This is a genomic window from Paenibacillus qinlingensis (genome assembly GCF_013204845.1).
In the GTDB taxonomy this organism is placed as follows: domain Bacteria; phylum Bacillota; class Bacilli; order Paenibacillales; family NBRC-103111; genus Paenibacillus_E; species Paenibacillus_E qinlingensis.
In genome coordinates, this window is sequence record NZ_JABMKY010000001.1 from 161,415 (window position 1) to 179,319 (window position 17,905).

Consider the following 17,905-nt stretch of genomic DNA (forward strand, 5'->3'; position numbering starts at 1 on the left):
GCACCTCTATTCGTCTACTAACCAAGTGCGCAGCAAGTTAACAAATTCTTCCGGCCGCTTTCTCGCAAGCGTCTCAAGCTGTTTGCGCACTTGATTGTCATTCGTTACATTCTCGATATCGATTGTTGGAAGCTCAGCCTTCTGAGAGGCAAGATTCATTTCCTGGTCTAGAAGTTGTTGCGCTGCTTTCTTACGTTTTCTAATTGCTAATCCGATGATAGCACCTATAGCTAATGCTGCTAGAGCTAATGCTCCATAGGTCAAGTACGTTGATGTCTTAGTCGCACTTGCATCCGAAGTTCTAGCAAAAGAATGTGCAAATACAGTAACTTTTTTTTGTAATTCATCGTCTGTATAAGTAGTCTTATTATCAGCAAGGGCAGTTCTAACGATATTCACAAGTGCATTCTGAATGGCTGTTTTTGTTTCTGCTGTTAACGAATTCGGATCATCTCTTACTGGAGGCTCGATACCGACATTAATACTTACATCTTTCACTACATAAGGTGTTGAAATAATGTCATTTGTGATACGGTCCACTTCATAATTGACGGTTTTACTGTTTTTCTCTGAATTGGAATTCCCTGAGTTGGATGCTCCTGGATAGCCAGGAACGTCCGTTTCGCCTGTACCAGGTACACCGCCATTATCCGCACCTTTGTTTTGATAGGACTCATTCGCTTCCTGCAGAGAGATTTCTATTCCCTTTTGATCAACTTGATTAGGTGCGCGGACAAGTTGTTCCTTCGTTTTCTTTTGATCAAAATTCATAGTTGTAAATACGCTAACGCTGACTTTATCTCGACCAAACATCATGCCAAGCATAGAGTTGATATTCTTCTGCAAATCATTTCTGAACTGCGTATTAATATCCGTATTTCCCACCTGAGTATTATTAGATTCTCCACTAAACTTATAGGAGAGTAAATTTTGATCAGATATGGAAATGTTCTCAATCGGAAGATTTTTAATGCTGTGTGAGACCAAATTGTAAATCGTATCTACTTTAGGTTGATCCAATGAATATCCCTGTTTGATTTGCAGGACAACAGATGCAGTCGCTTTCTCAGCTTGTTGTTGTAAGAAAGGACCTTCCTCTGGAAGCGAAATATTCACCTTAGAACTTGATATGGCTTGGTTCGCATTAATAAGTTGTTGAAGCTCTCCTTGAATAGCACTTAAGTATTTCACTTTAAATTCATTATCCGTGATACCGAATGAACTGCTACCGCTAAAAACTTCAAAACCCAAGGAGCCGTTCTTATTCAATCCTTGCGACTCGACAGCAAGCTTTACGTTAGCGACTTCACTAGTCGGTACTTCGATACTTTTGCCATCCGCACTCAAATGATAGGGGATTTTAGCTGTATCCAGATATGATTTAATATTTGCAGCATCACTCGGTTGCAATTCTGTATAGGCCAATGAATAGTCAGTCTTGGATAAATTAATACTGATAATTGCAGCTGTTAGTATCAATAGGAAAACAGTAGCTATAAAAATAATTTTCGTTGTTTGATTATAACGATTCCAGTATTGCTTCACCTTTTCCCAGTACTGGAGCAGGTTCTCGTTCACTCAGTCACCTCATTGACCCAAATTTAGCAGCATCTCTATACTTAAAGCTGCATTCTCATGATTTCTTGGTACGCCTCTAAAACCTTATTTCTGACTTGTACTGTAAGTTCAAGTCCCAATGAAGCTTTCTCAGAGGCAATTGTCAATTGATGCACATCGGAAAGTTCACCTTTAATGAAGCTTTCGTTCAACTGATCAACCTGCTTTTGCTGCACATTCAAATTAGTCATAGCATCATTCAGAAATGAACCAAATTTCTTACCAAGCTCATCTGCTCCCTCACCCGTATTATCCTTGGGAGTAATAGAACTCATTATATTAATTGGACTGTAATTAATTTTGTCAATCATTATGTAACCTCCTATCTACCAATTTCCAATGCTTTAGTAATCATCGATTTACTTGCATTTAATGCTGTTACATTGGCTTCATAAGATCGCGTTGCAGAGATCATATCAACCATTTCTTTGGCAATATCTACGTTTGGCATATATACAAACCCATTCGTATCTGCATCGGGATGTGAAGGATTATAAACTTGCTTTAATGGAGAGTTATCTTCAAATATTTTATTTACTCTTACACCCTCACCCGTTCCATCCGCCATTGCAGAGTTAAGCGATTGTGCAAAGCTGGGTTGGGACTTCGTTTCAAATGAGACTAACTTTCTCGTATATGGCACCCATTTACCATCTACAAATTTCGCTCTCGTAGTATCGGCATTGGCTATATTGGAGGATACAACATCCATACGCAATCGTTGTGCAGTTAATGCTGATGAACTTATGTCAAATCCGTTAGTAAGTCTCATTTCTTATTACTTACCCCCTAAGACTGTGTGCATTTTTTTGAAGTCGCTGTTCAATTGTTGAATCATTGCATTGTATTTAAGCTGGTTTTTAGCCATTAATGACATTTCATAGTCCATATCGACATTATTCATGTTTGTGTTGATTGCTGTCGAATCGTCTGTTTTCACTTCGGAATTCGGTAACTTTGATGTATTACCTATAACGAAATGCCTGGGGTCAGTGCGATATCCTGATATAGCAGGAGTTCCCGCACTCATCTGATTTTGCAATAGCTCTTCAAACACAACATCAGCACGTTTAAAGTTAGGGGTATCCACATTGGCAATGTTATTCGCTACCACCTTTTGTCTTAGCGTCGATGCATCCAGCGAACGCTCCATTAATTTCCAACTTGGCTTGTCCAATAAAGACATGAACGATTCCCCTCACTTATAATAGTTAGTAAGTACTTCAACAGACTAAGATTTGATTCCTTCTTATTTCGACATTATTCTCGAATTCCGATACAAAATAGTTCTATATGTAGAATTTTGTAAACCTTTGACTTATACTCTTTATCATCTAAGATATTACGATAAGTTACAATAAGAAAAAAGCCCTATCTTTTTACCAGATAGGGCTTTCCCATTTAACATTATAATTTTGACTTCATTTGTTCGATACTCTGCATCAGTTGTTCATTTAAAATACGGATATAAGTGCCTTTCATACCTAGTGATCGCGTTTCAATCACGCCAGCACTTTCCAGTTTACGCAGTGCATTTACAATAACAGAACGAGTTATACCCACACGATCTGCAATTTTACTCGCCACCAGCAATCCTTCCTTGCCGTCCAGCTCTTCAAAAATATGTTCAACAGCTTCCATTTCACTGAAAGACAATGAGCCAATGGCAACTTGAACCACTGCTTTACTGCGAGCTTCCTCTTCAATTTCTTCCGCGCGTTCTCTCAATATCTCCATAGCAATTACCGTTGAACCATATTCTGCAAGAACCAGATCATCATCAATAAAGTGACCTTCGCTTCGACTTAGAATCAAAGTGCCCAAACGATCGCCCCCACCAATAATCGGCACTAAAGTTGTATGCGTCGCTGGAAACATATCTTTCATCTGGTCTGTATAATAAAAATACGGGCTGTCTGGCTCTGATGTAGATGAAGTTTCTTCAATTTTCAGCAATAAATTATTAGATTCAATCGGAAATCTGCGTTCGATTAGAATCGTTTGATTCATTTCTGGAGATACAGGATCATTCGTAACCGCGTAGCCTAAAATTTTCCCTTTACGGCTAACCACATATATATTTGCGATAACGACATCTCTTAGTACTTCTGCCATATCCATAAAGCTAACCGCATTGCCCGCTTCTTTTTGGAGCAAACGATTCAGCCTTCTTGTTTTATTTAATAAACTCATGTAACTGCCTCCTACTAACTGCAACCTGCTTATTTCTTATAAGATATACTGACTTAAATCTCTATTTTGAACAATACTGCTTAGTTTCTCGCGTACATAAGCTGGATTGATCACTAGTGACTCTAATGTGATTTCGGGTGCTTCGAAAGATAAATCTTCCAGCAATTTTTCTAAAATTGTATGTAAACGACGAGCTCCAATATTTTCTGTTTGTTGATTTACTTCAACCGCAATACGAGCAATTTCATAAATAGCTTCCTCTGCAAACTCAACCGTTATACCTTCAGTTTGCAACAAAGCTGTATATTGTTTAGTCAAGGCATTTTTAGGCTCCGTTAAAATTGAAACAAAGTCTTCTAATGTTAAATCGCTTAGCTCGACTCGAATTGGGAATCTGCCCTGTAGTTCCGGAATGAGATCAGATGGCTTGGCAATATGAAAAGCTCCTGCCCCAATAAATAACACATAATCCGTTTTTACAGAACCGTACTTCGTCACAACCGTGGAACCCTCTACGATAGGTAAGATGTCCCTTTGAACGCCCTCACGCGAAATATCCGGTCCACTACCGCCGCGGCTGCTGCTTGCTATTTTATCAATTTCATCTATAAAAATAATACCACTTTGCTCAGCACGGTTAATCGATTCCTGAATGACATCATCCATATCAATTAACTTCTGCGCTTCCTCTTGTGTTAGAACTTTCCTAGCTTCTTTCACAAGCAATTTTCGTTTTTTCATCTTTTTGGGCAGCAGACTTCCGAACATTTCTTGCATATTCATTCCTGCTTGTTCATTACCTTGACCGCCAAGCATATCAAGCATCGATGGTGTTGCGTCTTCCACTTCAATTTCCACATGATCATTTTCTAATTTACCATTGGATAATTGCTCGGCGACTTGAGCTCTTTTAGAAGCCAGATTTGAATCAGGCGGCGTCTCTTCTTGCTCATCTTTATTTTGCCCGCCAAACAACATCTCAAGCGGGTTACGCTGTGTTTTGGCACGTGTAGGACTCGGAGCAAGTAAAGTAACTAATCGCTCATTAGCAAGCTTCTCTGCACGATCCTTGACCTTTTCCATTCGTTCCGCTTTAACCATACGTACTGATGTCTCAACCAAGTCACGTACCATCGATTCTACATCACGGCCCACATAGCCCACTTCTGTGAATTTCGTCGCTTCAACTTTAATAAAAGGTGCGCCAACCAGCTTCGCAAGTCTCCGCGCAATTTCTGTTTTCCCAACTCCAGTAGGTCCAATCATGAGGATGTTTTTCGGTACAATTTCATCTCTCATGCTTTCGTCAACCAGATTTCTCCGATAACGGTTCCGCAGTGCGATCGCAACAGATTTCTTTGCTTTTTTCTGCCCCACAATGTATCGATCCAGTTCTTGGACAATTTGCTTAGGGGTAAGAGAGCTATTTGCCATATGTGATACCCTCCTTAAATGTAGGCTAAAGTTCATTGATCAATTGAGAGCGTGTGCTAATCTTCCTATGTAAACATACGTTCTAGTCTATTCAATCTCTTCAACAATAATATTATGGTTGGTAAACACACAAATTTCAGCTGCTGTCGTCAACGCTGCATGAGCAATTTCCTTCGCACTCAGTTGCGGTGCATGTCGATAGAGCGCTCTACCTGCTGATAGTGCAAAACTACCGCCAGAGCCAATGGCCAGGATGCCATCATCTGGTTCAATAACTTCTCCATTACCGGACAGCAGCAAAAGTCCCGAAGCATCCATGACGATCATCATGGCTTCCAGTCTCCGCAACACACGATCTTGACGCCAATCTTTCGTTAGCTCAACTGCAGCACGCTGAAGATTACCATGGTGTTCTTCCAGCTTGCCTTCAAACTTCTCAAAGAGTGTTATCGCATCCGCAACCGAACCGGCGAAACCAGCAATGACTTTCCCTCTATGTAAACGCCGTACTTTTTTGGCCGTGCTCTTCATGATCATGCTATTGCCGAATGTCACTTGACCATCACCGGCTATAGCTCCCTTACCTTGATGACGAATTGCAAAAATCGTTGTCGCATGAAACGTTGCTTGATTGGGTTCCATTTCGATTCACCCCTCTATAAGAATCAGTTCCGTTAAGAGATCTCTCCATGCCTATGGGTCGCAAAAATGAGAGAAACCTCTAGCGAGGTCTAAAGGTTGAGTAGACCGCATCTAGAGGTAAATGTATGATTAAACGAATGAAAAATGCAATAAAACATTAATTTATAGTAACACAGTGCATCATCTCATGACAACTTATTCAGCGATTGTTTTCTCAAAATTCTGAATACTCTCCAAAGCACGGTTAGCCAGCTTTTCGTATTTTTCTTTTTTATTCCGAATACGTTCTGGCAGAGCAGGTAGCAAACCAAAATTTGCATTCATCGGCTGGAAATGTTTAAAGTCTGCGGTTGTAATATACTGTGCCATACTTCCTAATGTCGTTTCAGCTGGCAAGATTACACAATCTTGTCCTTTCGCCATTCGACCTGCATTTAGTCCAGCAATCAAGCCCGAAGCAGCCGATTCAACATACCCCTCAACACCTGTCATTTGACCAGCAAAGAAAAGATTTTCACGACGCTTGTATTGATAGGTAGGTTCTAACAGCCTAGGCGAGTTAATGAACGTATTACGATGCATAACGCCATAACGGACGAATTCAGCCTGTTCTAAACCAGGGATTAGCTGCAGCACACGTTTCTGCTCTCCCCACTTCAAATGCGTTTGGAAACCTACCAAGTTGTATAGAGTACCAGCTGCATTATCTTGACGAAGCTGCACAACGGCGTGCGGCATTTTACCCGTATGCGGATTGATTAAGCCCACAGGCTTCATCGGTCCGAACAACACAGTTTGTTTACCGCGTTTCGCCATTACTTCTAATGGCATACATCCTTCAAAATAAATCTCTTTCTCAAATTCCTTTAATTCTGCAACTTCAGCTGTAATAAGAGCCTCGTAGAACACATTGAACTCTTCTTCCGTCATCGGACAGTTCAAGTATGCCGCTTCCCCTTTGTCATATCGAGAAGCTAGGTATACCTTATTCATATCTATGGAATCTTTCTCCACAATAGGTGCAGCCGCATCATAAAAGTATAAATACTCTTCACCCATTAAAGCTTTGAGTTCTGCAGCTAAATCAGGTGATGTCAGTGGCCCTGTGGCAACTACTGTGATTCCCTCAGGCAGTGTTTGAAGCTCCTCATTGCGAACTTCAATTAGTGGGTGATTGCGTAATGTGTTGGTTACTGCTTGAGAGAACCCATCACGATCAACCGCCAAAGCGCCTCCAGCAGGTACGGCATGCTCGTCAGCACAAGCTAGAATGAGAGAGTCCATCCGTCTCATCTCTTCTTTTAGAACACCAACTGCATTCGTCAGTCCATTAGACCGTAGAGAGTTGCTGCATACAAGTTCAGCGAACTGATCCGTTATATGAGCAGGAGTTTTCCTTACATTACGCATTTCATATAAAGTAACAGGCACGCCTTGACGGGCAATTTGCCATGCGGCTTCACTACCTGCCAATCCTGCGCCGATGACTGTTACTCTTTGATTTTCTGGCAAAATCAGACACCTCTAATCTTTCATATCATCTGTGTGATCGGATTCGTCAACAGCCTCTTCCTTATGATCACATTGTGTACATTGAATCATAACCCCGTTCTTGCTTCGCTTCTCAATCATCATTGAGCTGCAAACTGGACATGGCCGATTGACCGGTTTATCCCAGGAAACAAAATCACAAGTTGGATACTGATCACAACCGTAGAATACGCGCCCCTTTTTGCTTCTGCGCTCGACTATTTTACCAGTGTGACAAGTTGGGCAAGTAACGCCGATATCCTTAATGATTGGTTTCGTATTCCGGCAGTCTGGGAAACCAGAACATGCTAGGAATTTACCGAAACGACCCATTTTATATACAAGATGCTTTCCGCATTTCTCGCATATTTCATCCGAAACTTCATCTTGAATCTCAATTTCTTTCATTTCTTCTTCTGCAAACTCTAAACGCTTTTCAAAGGAAGTATAGAAGGTATCCAGGACTCGAACCCAATCCTCTTTCCCTTCTTCAACAAAGTCCAACTCTTCTTCCATATGTGCTGTGAACTCAATATCTAGAATTTCAGGGAAAAACTCTTGCATCAATTGGATCACGAGTTCACCTAGCTCTGTCGGCACGAATTTCTTCTCTTCGATCGCCACATAGCCACGCTTCTGTATCGTTTCTAACGTTGGTGCGTACGTACTTGGTCGCCCAATACCCATTTCCTCAAGAGCACGAACTAAACGTGCCTCTGTATACCTTGGGGGTGGTTGTGTAAAGTGCTGCTTCGGTTCTACGCTTTGCTTCGGCAATGAATCGCCTTTTGACAGTGGAGGCAGCAGTTTATCTTCTTCTGTTGTCCCGTCATCATTGCTTTCGACATATACTTTCATGAAGCCAGCGAATTTCATTTTGGAACCATTCGCTCTAAATATGGTCTCTCCTGCGTTCAAATCAATCGTCATTGTATCCAGAATCGCGGACGCCATTTGGCTTGCAACAAAGCGATCCCATACGAGCTTGTACAATCGGTACTGATCTTTACTCAAGAACGCTTTCATTTGATCAGGTTCTCGAAGCACGGAAGTTGGTCGAATCCCTTCATGCGCATCTTGTGCATTCGCATTTTTCTTCAAATACTGACGAGGCGTTTCAGGGTAAAAAGTCGGACCGTATTTCGTCATAATAAAGTCTTTGGCTTCTTCTTGGGCAATCGGAGAAATCCGCGTAGAATCCGTACGCATATAGGTAATTAAACCGACGGTGCCTTCTTTTCCTAAATCGATACCTTCATATAATTGCTGCGCCACAGACATCGTTTTGGAAGCACGGAAATTCAGTTTACGTGCCGCTTCCTGTTGCATGGAGCTTGTAATAAAAGGCGGGGAAGGGTTACGTTGACGTTCTTTCTCTTTTACTTCTTTCACGGTAAACGCTTCGTTGCCCATTGCGGCAAGAATCAAATCCACATCTTCTTGTGAGTGCAGTTCTTTTTTCTCACCATTATGACTATGATACTTAGCTTCAAATACAGTTTTGCCTGCATCAAGAACTGCTGTAATGGACCAGTACTCTTCTGGTTCAAACGCTTTAATTTCATTCTCACGGTCTTGAATTAACTTAACCGCTACCGATTGTACACGACCAGCTGACAGTCCTTTCTTTACTTTTTTCCAAAGCAAAGGACTGATTTTGTAACCAACAAGTCGATCCAGAATTCGGCGTGCTTGTTGAGCATTTACTAAATCTTGATTGATGCGTCTAGGCGTTTTAAATGCATCTTTAACGGCTTCTTTCGTAATCTCATTAAACACAACACGACAAAGTTCATCTGGTCCCACGTCTAGATAATGGGCTAAATGCCAAGCAATCGCTTCACCTTCGCGATCCGGATCCGCCGCTAGATATATTTTTTTCACTTTTTTACTTGCGTCTTTAAGTTCTTTAAGGATAGAACCTTTTCCACGTATCGTTATGTATTTAGGCTCAAAGTTACGATCGACTTCTACGCCAATTTGGCTTTTCGGAAGGTCGCGAATATGACCCATCGATGCTTTCACGATGAACTTACTGCCTAAATATTTGCCGATGGTTTTGGCTTTTGCTGGTGACTCTACAATGACTAACGAATCTGCCATGGTTCGTCCTTCCTCCCCTCTTGGTTTCAAGGTAAGTTTACTTGGCGAGAAGCAAAACTTCGTGATTAGCCTATGCTCGAATGTATGTTGAACCCGGAAGCTGTTTAATCGCCTTTTTCAATACCAAAGATAACAGAACTCCATGCAAATGTCCAAACGTAAATTGCGTCTCTTCTAATAGAGTGTCAATTGAGACTGGATCATCTGACAACTTTCGAACAATTTCGACCTCATCTTCTGAGAAAATGAACGTCGTTTTTTGCTTCAAAGCAACCTTTATTTCATCTAGATTTATCATGTGTTTATATTCTTCGACAATCTCTTGGGCACATGTGACTAATTTCGCGCCATCCTGCAAAAGCTTGTGTACACCACTGCTTTGTCGTGAGTTAATTGGACCCGGTACCGCGAAAACATCCCGAGAAGAATCTAATGCACACTCAACCGTTATCAATGATCCACTATCCTCTGCTGCTTCTACAACCGTAACACCCAAAGATAATCCAGCGATAATTCGATTCCTCTGCGGAAACATCCCTGGATGCATACCTGTACCAATCGGGTACTCTGAAATAATTACACCTTCTTGTTCAATACGACGGTACAACAACGCATTCTCACGTGGGTAAATGGTATTAATCGCACAGCCAAGAACAGCAATGGTTTTCGCTTTTCCCTGAAGTGCTCCAATATGCGCCTTGCTGTCGATTCCTCTAGCTAACCCACTTACAATCCCAAAGCCTGCTCTTGAAAGTGAAGCTGCCCACTCCTCAGCAATTTTCTTCCCATACAGCGTAGGTGTTCGAGTACCCACAATTCCAAGCAAGCGCCCATGTAAGAATGATGGATCTCCTTTCACATATAAGACCCATGGTGGTTGAGCAATTTCTTGCAGAATTAACGGATAATCCACATCAAGTCGAGTCATTATCCGAATGGATTGACTTCTATATTGGTGTATCTTTTGTTCAATAAACGCAGGGGTCAGCCGCATTGCAATGGTTTCTGCTATTGCCCTTCGGATCCCACTTGATGCGATCTCACCTGCTGTCATCCCGATTAAAACATGAAGTTCAGGGAAACGACTCAGGAGTTGGTAAATGGTTTTCCAGCCAATCCCCTCAAGCTCGTGCAAGCCAATTAAACAGTTGCGATTATCCATTAGTATATACACTCCTTCCAAGAATGACAAATCTATGCATCTAGCTGAAAATAAAAAAAACCTCCCAAATCCCAATTAAGGGAAATGGAAGGTTGCTTACCTTCGTGAAACGAAGCTTATTTTACAGTGATAACTTTATCAAGCATACCTTTTTCTTCCAGTACGCTAACAAGTGTTGAACCCATTTCGGATGGTGTAGCCGCTACGCGAATACCGCATCTTTCCATCGTTGCAACTTTCTCTGCTGCCGTACCTTTACCACCGGAAATAATGGCACCAGCATGGCCCATACGTTTTCCTGGAGGCGCTGTTTTACCGCCGATGAAGCCAACAACTGGTTTCGTCATGTTTGCCGCAACCCACTCTGCTGCTTCTTCTTCAGCCGTTCCGCCGATTTCACCAATCATGATAACTGCGTACGTATCTGGATCTTCGTTAAAACGTTTAAGGATGTCGATAAACTCGGATCCTTTAACTGGATCTCCACCGATACCAACTGCGGAGGATTGTCCAATTCCGCGAGTTGTCAACTGATGAACAGCCTCATAAGTCAATGTTCCAGAACGCGAAACAACGCCTACGTGACCTGGAGTATGGATGTATCCTGGCATAATACCAATTTTGCACTCGCCTGGTGTGATAACACCTGGGCAGTTTGGTCCGATAAGAACTGTGTTCTTACCTTCTAGGTAACGCTTTACGCGTACCATATCAAGAACAGGAATACCTTCCGTGATACAGATAACCAATTCAAGCTCAGCTTCAATCGCTTCGATGATGGATTCTGCAGCAAATGCAGGAGGTACATAGATAACGGATGCTGTTGCACCAGTTACTTTTTTCGCCTCAACAACCGTGTTGAAAACAGGCAGCTTAACAAGCTCGCCATTTTCTAACGTGATATCAACAGTAGTGCCGCCTTTACCAGGAGTTACGCCACCCACCATTTGCGTGCCGTAGTCCAGACCGCCTTTGGTATGAAACAAACCCGTAGCGCCGGTAATCCCTTGAGTAATGACTTTTGTATGTTTATTGACCAAAATACTCATGATCGATTGTTCACATCCCTTATCTATTTTTCAAACCGCTCAGGTTTTTATTTAACAAGTGCAACGATTTTTTGTGCGCCATCCGCCATGGAATCAGCAGCAACAATGTTCAAGCCGGATTCGTTAAGAAGCTTTTTACCAAGCTCAACGTTAGTACCTTCAAGACGTACAACAAGCGGGCGGGAAAGTCCTAACTCTCTAGCCGCAGCAATAACACCCTCAGCGATAACGTCACAACGCATGATACCACCGAAAATATTAACGAAAATCCCTTTAACTTGCTCGTCGGAAAGGATGATTTTGAAAGCTTCAGTAACTTTCTCTTTCGTAGCACCGCCCCCTACGTCTAGGAAGTTAGCAGGGTCTCCGCCGTAGTGCTTGATAATGTCCATAGTGGCCATAGCAAGACCAGCGCCGTTAACCATACAACCGATGTTGCCATCAAGTGCGATGTAGCTAAGGTCATATTTGGAAGCTTCAATTTCTTTCGCATCTTCTTCTTCAAGGTCACGAAGATCAACGATGTCTTTATGACGGAAAAGAGCGTTAGAATCAAAGTTTAATTTCGCATCAAGTGCCATAACGTCGCCAGAACCAGTAACAACCAATGGGTTGATTTCTGCAATGGAAGCGTCTTTCTCAACGAAAGCTTTGTAAAGAGCAAGCATGAACTTAACTGCTTTGTTTACAAGCTCATTCGGAATGTTGATTGCGTAAGCAAGTCTACGAGCTTGGAAGGATTGAAGACCGATTGCTGGGTCAACAACTTCTTTGAAAATTTTCTCTGGAGAATGCTCAGCTACTTCCTCAATCTCCGTACCGCCTTCTTCAGAAGCCATCAAAACAACGCTGCCTGTTGCACGGTCAACAACAACACCTACGTAGTATTCTTTCTTAATGTCACAGCCCTCTTCGATCAAAAGGCGTTTAACTTCTTTACCTTCTGGACCCGTTTGGTGAGTGACAAGTACTTTACCTAGAATTTCGCTAGCATATGTACGAACTTCATCGAGGCTTTTGGCTACCTTAACGCCGCCTGCTTTACCGCGACCACCGGCATGAATTTGTGCCTTAACAACGACAACGGATGTTCCAAGTTCTTTTGCTGCTTCAACTGCCTCATCAACAGTAAATGCAACCTTTCCGTTAGGAACGCTGACTCCGTACTGTCTCAGGACTTCTTTGCCTTGATACTCATGGATATTCATTTCCTAAATCCTCCTATCAGTATGGACTTTCTATACGTGCTATACAGGGAAAAGTGTAATTTCCAATTGACGTTGTGCACGAGAAACGATCTTGCTACCGGAATTAGTATCACACTTCTTCGCAAGCCCTAACCATTGTATCACATTATTTTCGACAGTTTCTTTATTTTTTTCATGAAGTCATTCAAATTTTCCTTTCACACTGAAAAACTTTAGCTATCACTACACAATAAAAAAACGTATTTTCCATAATAATGAAAAATACGTCATGCTTCAACTAGGCTAATAAAACGAAGTTGGTTGTGAGTTTACCCGAGGTTCGCGTTCTGCTTGCTTGATAAAACGCATTTCATTTCCTGAAAAGTTACAAATTAAGCACTGAATCGTTGGTTCAGGCTCAGGAATGACGCCAGGGTCATGGAACTCGGTAATATTCCCGGAAAGTGCATCCTTTAAAAAAGACTGCGAATAGCTCGTGATTACATTAAATTTAATGCGGTTTGAACGACAATTGGGACAAAAATATGGTTTTTCCTGCATATCATCACCTCATCTTCCAGTATGTGCATGTCGCACATTTTTAAACCGTGAAAGTTCCTCGACATTATTTGCGTAATTTTACCAATTGCGATTATAATAAAAGAAATTAATCGGATCAATGAGGAAGCACCTTTTATCCAATTCGAAACTCAGTTCTTGCGACTGTGAATTTCATGGAGAAGAAGGTGTTTTTTATGTATGGCAAAGTGATGAGTGCTTGTTTACAAGGTATAGAAGGACGCACGATTGAAGTAGAGGTCGATATTTCGAGCGGCTTACCTCAGATTAACTTAGTTGGGCTTCCCGATTCAGCGATTCGTGAATCCGTGGAACGCGTTCGTTCATCGATTAAAAATTGTGGTTTCACCTTCCCTATGGACCGAATTACGGTAAATCTCGCTCCTGCTGACTTGCGCAAAGAAGGTTCGTCTTTCGATCTTGCAATTGCCGTTGGCATTCTCATTACCACAGGCCAAGTCCATGTTGAAGGTTCCGCTTCTACCTTATTTTTAGGAGAACTAGCGCTAGATGGCTCTCTTCGACCTATTCCTGGTGTCCTGTCCATGGTCCATGCAGCCAAGATGACAGGGATTAAGCGAGTTTGTCTTTCAACTGCGAACGCGCAAGAAGCTGCCTTAATTGAAGGTGTCGAGGTTTGTGTTATTGCGAATCTATCCGATTTCAAGAAATGGAACACATGTTCTCACTCCGAATTTATTTATCGAACAGCAGTGCGTGAATCCACCGAACTTTCTAACACTGTTATCAGCCCCTCTGGTTATGTTGAAGATTATGCTGACGTTAATGGCCAGCATCAGGTAAAGCGTGCCATGATGATTGCTGCCGCAGGCATGCACAATTTGCTCCTCCTTGGTCCACCAGGCACCGGGAAAACGATGCTTATCAAGCGTTTGCCCTCTATACTTCCACCGTTAACAGACCGAGAAGCACTTGAAGTTACGAAGATTTACAGCGCTTCTGGCAAGTTGACAGACCGTTCTACACTGATGCGTGCAAGATCGTTCCGCGCCCCACACCACTCCATCTCAGCTGCTGGTCTCGTCGGTGGTGGAACCATTCCCAAACCAGGAGAAGTGAGTCTTTCGCATCGTGGTATCCTCTTCTTAGACGAGCTTCCTGAGTTTACACGCAATGCACTCGAGGTACTCAGGCAGCCCCTCGAAGATCGCTACGTCATGATCGCCAGAGCAAGAGCCGTCTACACATTCCCTTCCCACTTTATACTAGCCGCAGCAATGAACCCTTGTCCGTGTGGCTATTATGGTGCTGAAACAGAAGCGAATGCTTGCATCTGCAGTCCAGCTAGGATCGTTCATTATCGCTCCAAAATTTCAGGTCCACTTCTCGATCGCATTGATCTCCATGTTGAAGTTCCAAAACCCAGCTATGCCCAACTCAAAGACAACGCTTCTAATTTGTCGTCTGGAGAAATGCGAGCGAGAGTCATGCAAGCTCATATGCGACAGCAGCAGCGTTATGCCGGAACAGATATTCAGCATAATAATGAATTGAGCGGAAGATTAATGCGGGAAATTTGTCAATTAACACCTGAATGTGATCAGTTATTGCGGACATCATTTGACGCATTGGGCTTAAGTGCACGCGCACATGATCGGATTCTGCGGCTTGCTCTCACGATTTCGGATCTAGATGGTTGTGATCACATTCTGCCCGCTCATCTCGCTGAGGCCATCCAATATCGGAATTTGGATAAAAACCAACGCATCGATGAAATTGTCATCTAGTCTAATTGATATATAGAGTTACGTTTAATGAGAAAAGCCCTTTGAGTTAGCAGTTGGATAACTGATAATCAAAAGGCTTCTTGTATATGGATGATTTTTGGATCTGTGTTACTTTCCGACATTTCAACTGCGATGACATCGAATTGAATGGATTGCTCATATTTATGAAACCGGTGCATATAAAATTGTGCAATTTCACGAACCTTCGCTTGCTTGCGGTAGTCCACGGATTCTTTGGCCGTACCGAATCGTTTAGATGGACGTCTTGTTCGCACCTCAATAAAAATGAGCTTATTCGATTTCTCTGCAATAATATCGATCTCACCAGAACGACAGCGCCAATTCCGCTCAATAATCTGATATTCCTGCTCTTGGAGATAACCGAACGCCAGTTCTTCGCCATGTCTACCCAACATTTTTCGATCATCTTTTCCCAATTTGTTCATCAATCTTGGCCTCTCGAAGGTTTCATCCGCTGATCGGATCGATAAATAAAACTTAACACTTCGGCTACTAATTGATACAGCTCTGGCGGTATTTCTTGATCTAAATCAAGTTTGGATAACACTTCAACTAACGATTTATCCTCTTGAATTGGAATGCCACTTTCCTTCGCTTTTTGCAAGATGGCTTCAGCCACATGCCCTTTCCCTTTGGCAATAAGGGTTGGGGCTTTCTGCGCTTCCGGTGAATAGCGTAACGCTACTGCTTTCTTGATCGGGTTAAGCTGTGATTCTTCGGGCATTTTTTTGGGGTGACTCATGCGCGAACATCAACCCCTTTATACGTCCTAGGACGGTAAAGCTCGCTTAAATCTACACGACCATCTAAAGAACCTATTTTAGTTGCCTCTTCCTTACCTTCTTGAATTTCAGGTGGCTTGGGATATGGCGAACATTTTAACGAAATAAACTGATAACCCACACTATTCATGGCAGCTGCAATCTCATCTTTGGATGACTCCATCAAACCAGCTAGCGCCGGATGATCATTGTGAATATTCAACGAAACAATTTTATTCACTACTTGAACATCGAGTAATGTATTACCCATTACCTTCATTTGAAGATCAAACAGTAGACGACAGTTACTAGCATCTACCTCGCCACGGCTTCCCTTTCGAGATTGAATATGAATAGTTGCTGTTTGCTGACCTGTGTTGTCCAGAAAAGGCACAAACATAGTCATTTGAGTAAACATGGCGTTCTTATCATTCGTTAGCATAAGCTGCTGACCCGTAATTTGACTGACCGCTTGTTGTGCCGCTTCTTTCAGTGATGCAGGTGTATCATCAGATGCTGTAAGTTGAAGTAATAGGCTTTTCAGCGTTTCCGTGGCTGGCTTCGCGATATCGCTTTGTTGATCGCCAGAAGTGTTAGTGCTGCTATTTAGCGAAAAGGAGTCATCCGTCGCTTGTTGGCGCACTGGCACTGCATTGCCGCGCTCGTCCAACTTGGCGGCAACATGCGACTCATGCTCAACGCCAACGGCTTTGAGCATCTTGCTGATCCAGTTTGTTTCTGGATCAGCCTTGGGCGTATCTTGAGGCGCATTAACTTGCGCCTCTTTAGGGGCAGGCCCGCCCTCCTGCTTCGCAGGCGGTGCTTGCACAGGCGCTGGCGAACCCGCTTGCAGCGGTTCGCCCTGCTCCACATGCTCAGCGCCGTGCGCATGAGCTTGGACAGTGCTGGCCGCTGGCTTCGCCGAGGCGGCCATCGTCGCCGCGCCAGGAGCTGGCGGCGCGGGAGGCGCTTCGCCCGCTGCTGGTGCGGCGGGCGGGGCTGCATGGGCAGCAGCCGGGGGCTCGCTGCCCCGCGGCGCAGCCGCGGTCGTGCCACCAGCCTGCGAAGCAGCTGGTACTGATGACGCAGCCTGCGGCGGCGCAGCCGCAGGCTCGTCCGCAGCGGAGGCTGGCGCAGCCGGCTCCGCTGGTCTTACAGCTGCGGCGGTAGCCCGCAGCTCCTTGAGCAGCGACACAACCTGCTTGGCGGTATCCGCCGCAGGGTGTGTCGGGTCTTGCTCAAGCAGCGCGTTCGCCTGCTGCTCGAGCTTCTCTAACACCTGGCCCGCCGGCGGGCCAGTCGTCACTTGCTTTACCGCATCTACTGTCGCAGGCGTAAGCGGCAGCCCCCTCTTCGAGGCAAGTACAGCCGCTTGCAACCATTCTTCTTTATTCGCACCCTGTGGCATTTCACGCATCACATTCTCAAATGCTTTCACATTCTCCTTGGACACGGGAACGCCTTCTTGCTGTATCTGCTGTACCATTTGACGATTTCCAGCTGTATCCTTTATCTCAAAAGCCTTTAGAAGCTCACCCAGCGAGTCATCCGCGATCAGCACGTCGGATGCAACAAGCGGCTTCAAAATAATTTGACCGCCCTTAGATTCTGGCTGCACCTGAAGCATGGTAACATCCCCCTGCTTCAGAGGGGTTTCCAGCTTTGCGCGAACTTGCGTGCCACCTATATTCACTAGCGCTTCTTGATCACTCAGAAGTTGAAGCACTACACCTTTGACAATTTGCCCTACCTTTAATTCGAGCGTCTTCGAATCAGCCGCAGTTAAATCCCCGACTAAGTTGCGAATTAATCCACTAATATTCATACAGCTCACCTCAAATCTGATTACACGTATGTATAATATCGGCGTCTGATGCCG

At 43.5% G+C, this 17,905-nt stretch carries 17 protein-coding genes; 1 reads left to right on the top strand and 16 read right to left on the bottom strand.

What is annotated here, in order from left to right; genetic code table 11:
• Positions 1-6: 6 nt before the first annotated feature.
• The 13 genes from fliF to HQN88_RS00875 form a co-directional block, all read right to left on the bottom strand.
• Positions 7-1,578, bottom strand: coding sequence for a flagellar basal-body MS-ring/collar protein FliF (fliF, locus tag HQN88_RS00815; RefSeq protein WP_173108394.1), 1,572 nt, complete (start codon positions 1,576-1,578; stop codon positions 7-9).
• A gap of 41 nt (positions 1,579-1,619) precedes the next feature.
• The gene (gene fliE / locus HQN88_RS00820) at positions 1,620-1,928 is read right to left on the bottom strand and encodes a flagellar hook-basal body complex protein FliE (protein WP_173108395.1); all 309 of its coding nucleotides are present in this window, start codon (positions 1,926-1,928) and stop codon (positions 1,620-1,622) included.
• 11 nt (positions 1,929-1,939) lie between these two features.
• Positions 1,940-2,389 (bottom strand): flagellar basal body rod protein FlgC, encoded by a 450-nt coding sequence (gene flgC, locus HQN88_RS00825; protein ID WP_173108396.1) that lies wholly within the window; start codon positions 2,387-2,389, stop codon positions 1,940-1,942.
• Positions 2,390-2,395: 6 nt separating this feature from the next.
• Positions 2,396-2,803 (bottom strand): flagellar basal body rod protein FlgB, encoded by a 408-nt coding sequence (gene flgB / locus HQN88_RS00830; protein ID WP_173108397.1) that lies wholly within the window; start codon positions 2,801-2,803, stop codon positions 2,396-2,398.
• 221 nt (positions 2,804-3,024) lie between these two features.
• Entirely contained in the window at positions 3,025-3,810 is a 786-nt protein-coding gene (gene codY, locus HQN88_RS00835; protein ID WP_056624907.1) for a GTP-sensing pleiotropic transcriptional regulator CodY, read from the bottom strand.
• A 36-nt stretch (positions 3,811-3,846) separates the two neighbouring features.
• A complete protein-coding gene (gene hslU / locus HQN88_RS00840; RefSeq protein WP_173108398.1) occupies positions 3,847-5,244 on the bottom strand; it encodes an ATP-dependent protease ATPase subunit HslU in 1,398 nt (465 codons plus the stop codon).
• 87 nt (positions 5,245-5,331) lie between these two features.
• Complete coding sequence (gene hslV / locus HQN88_RS00845) at positions 5,332-5,886, bottom strand: ATP-dependent protease subunit HslV (protein ID WP_173108399.1); 555 nt, start codon at positions 5,884-5,886, stop codon at positions 5,332-5,334.
• Positions 5,887-6,081: 195 nt separating this feature from the next.
• The gene (trmFO, locus tag HQN88_RS00850) at positions 6,082-7,398 is read right to left on the bottom strand and encodes an FADH(2)-oxidizing methylenetetrahydrofolate--tRNA-(uracil(54)-C(5))-methyltransferase TrmFO (protein ID WP_173108400.1); all 1,317 of its coding nucleotides are present in this window, start codon (positions 7,396-7,398) and stop codon (positions 6,082-6,084) included.
• Positions 7,399-7,410: 12 nt separating this feature from the next.
• Positions 7,411-9,519 carry a type I DNA topoisomerase gene (gene topA, locus HQN88_RS00855; RefSeq protein WP_173108401.1) on the bottom strand — a complete coding sequence of 703 codons (2,109 nt, stop codon included), beginning with the start codon at positions 9,517-9,519 and terminating at the stop codon, positions 7,411-7,413.
• A gap of 70 nt (positions 9,520-9,589) precedes the next feature.
• Positions 9,590-10,681: a DNA-processing protein DprA gene (gene dprA, locus HQN88_RS00860; RefSeq protein ID WP_173108402.1), complete on the bottom strand. Its 1,092-nt coding sequence runs from the start codon at positions 10,679-10,681 to the stop codon at positions 9,590-9,592.
• 116 nt (positions 10,682-10,797) lie between these two features.
• The gene (sucD, locus tag HQN88_RS00865) at positions 10,798-11,730 is read right to left on the bottom strand and encodes a succinate--CoA ligase subunit alpha (RefSeq protein WP_173108403.1); all 933 of its coding nucleotides are present in this window, start codon (positions 11,728-11,730) and stop codon (positions 10,798-10,800) included.
• 47 nt (positions 11,731-11,777) lie between these two features.
• A complete protein-coding gene (sucC, locus tag HQN88_RS00870) occupies positions 11,778-12,938 on the bottom strand; it encodes an ADP-forming succinate--CoA ligase subunit beta (RefSeq protein WP_173108404.1) in 1,161 nt (386 codons plus the stop codon).
• Between the two features lie 282 nt (positions 12,939-13,220).
• Positions 13,221-13,478 carry a hypothetical protein gene (locus tag HQN88_RS00875; RefSeq protein ID WP_173108405.1) on the bottom strand — a complete coding sequence of 86 codons (258 nt, stop codon included), beginning with the start codon at positions 13,476-13,478 and terminating at the stop codon, positions 13,221-13,223.
• Between the two features lie 194 nt (positions 13,479-13,672).
• Between HQN88_RS00875 and HQN88_RS00880 the strand changes: the two genes are divergently transcribed.
• The gene (locus tag HQN88_RS00880) at positions 13,673-15,244 is read left to right on the top strand and encodes a YifB family Mg chelatase-like AAA ATPase (protein WP_173108406.1); all 1,572 of its coding nucleotides are present in this window, start codon (positions 13,673-13,675) and stop codon (positions 15,242-15,244) included.
• A 68-nt stretch (positions 15,245-15,312) separates the two neighbouring features.
• Here HQN88_RS00880 and HQN88_RS00885 read toward each other — a convergent pair whose 3' ends face one another.
• From HQN88_RS00885 to HQN88_RS00895, 3 genes are read right to left on the bottom strand one after another with little or no spacing between them, the layout of a single operon-like run.
• A complete protein-coding gene (locus tag HQN88_RS00885) occupies positions 15,313-15,690 on the bottom strand; it encodes a YraN family protein (RefSeq protein ID WP_173108407.1) in 378 nt (125 codons plus the stop codon).
• Complete coding sequence (locus HQN88_RS00890; RefSeq protein ID WP_173108408.1) at positions 15,690-16,007, bottom strand: EscU/YscU/HrcU family type III secretion system export apparatus switch protein; 318 nt, start codon at positions 16,005-16,007, stop codon at positions 15,690-15,692. The genes HQN88_RS00885 and HQN88_RS00890 overlap by 1 nt, the downstream gene beginning before the upstream one ends.
• The gene (locus tag HQN88_RS00895; RefSeq protein WP_173108409.1) at positions 16,004-17,851 is read right to left on the bottom strand and encodes a hypothetical protein; all 1,848 of its coding nucleotides are present in this window, start codon (positions 17,849-17,851) and stop codon (positions 16,004-16,006) included. The genes HQN88_RS00890 and HQN88_RS00895 overlap by 4 nt, the downstream gene beginning before the upstream one ends.
• Between the last annotated feature and the right edge of the window lie 54 nt (positions 17,852-17,905).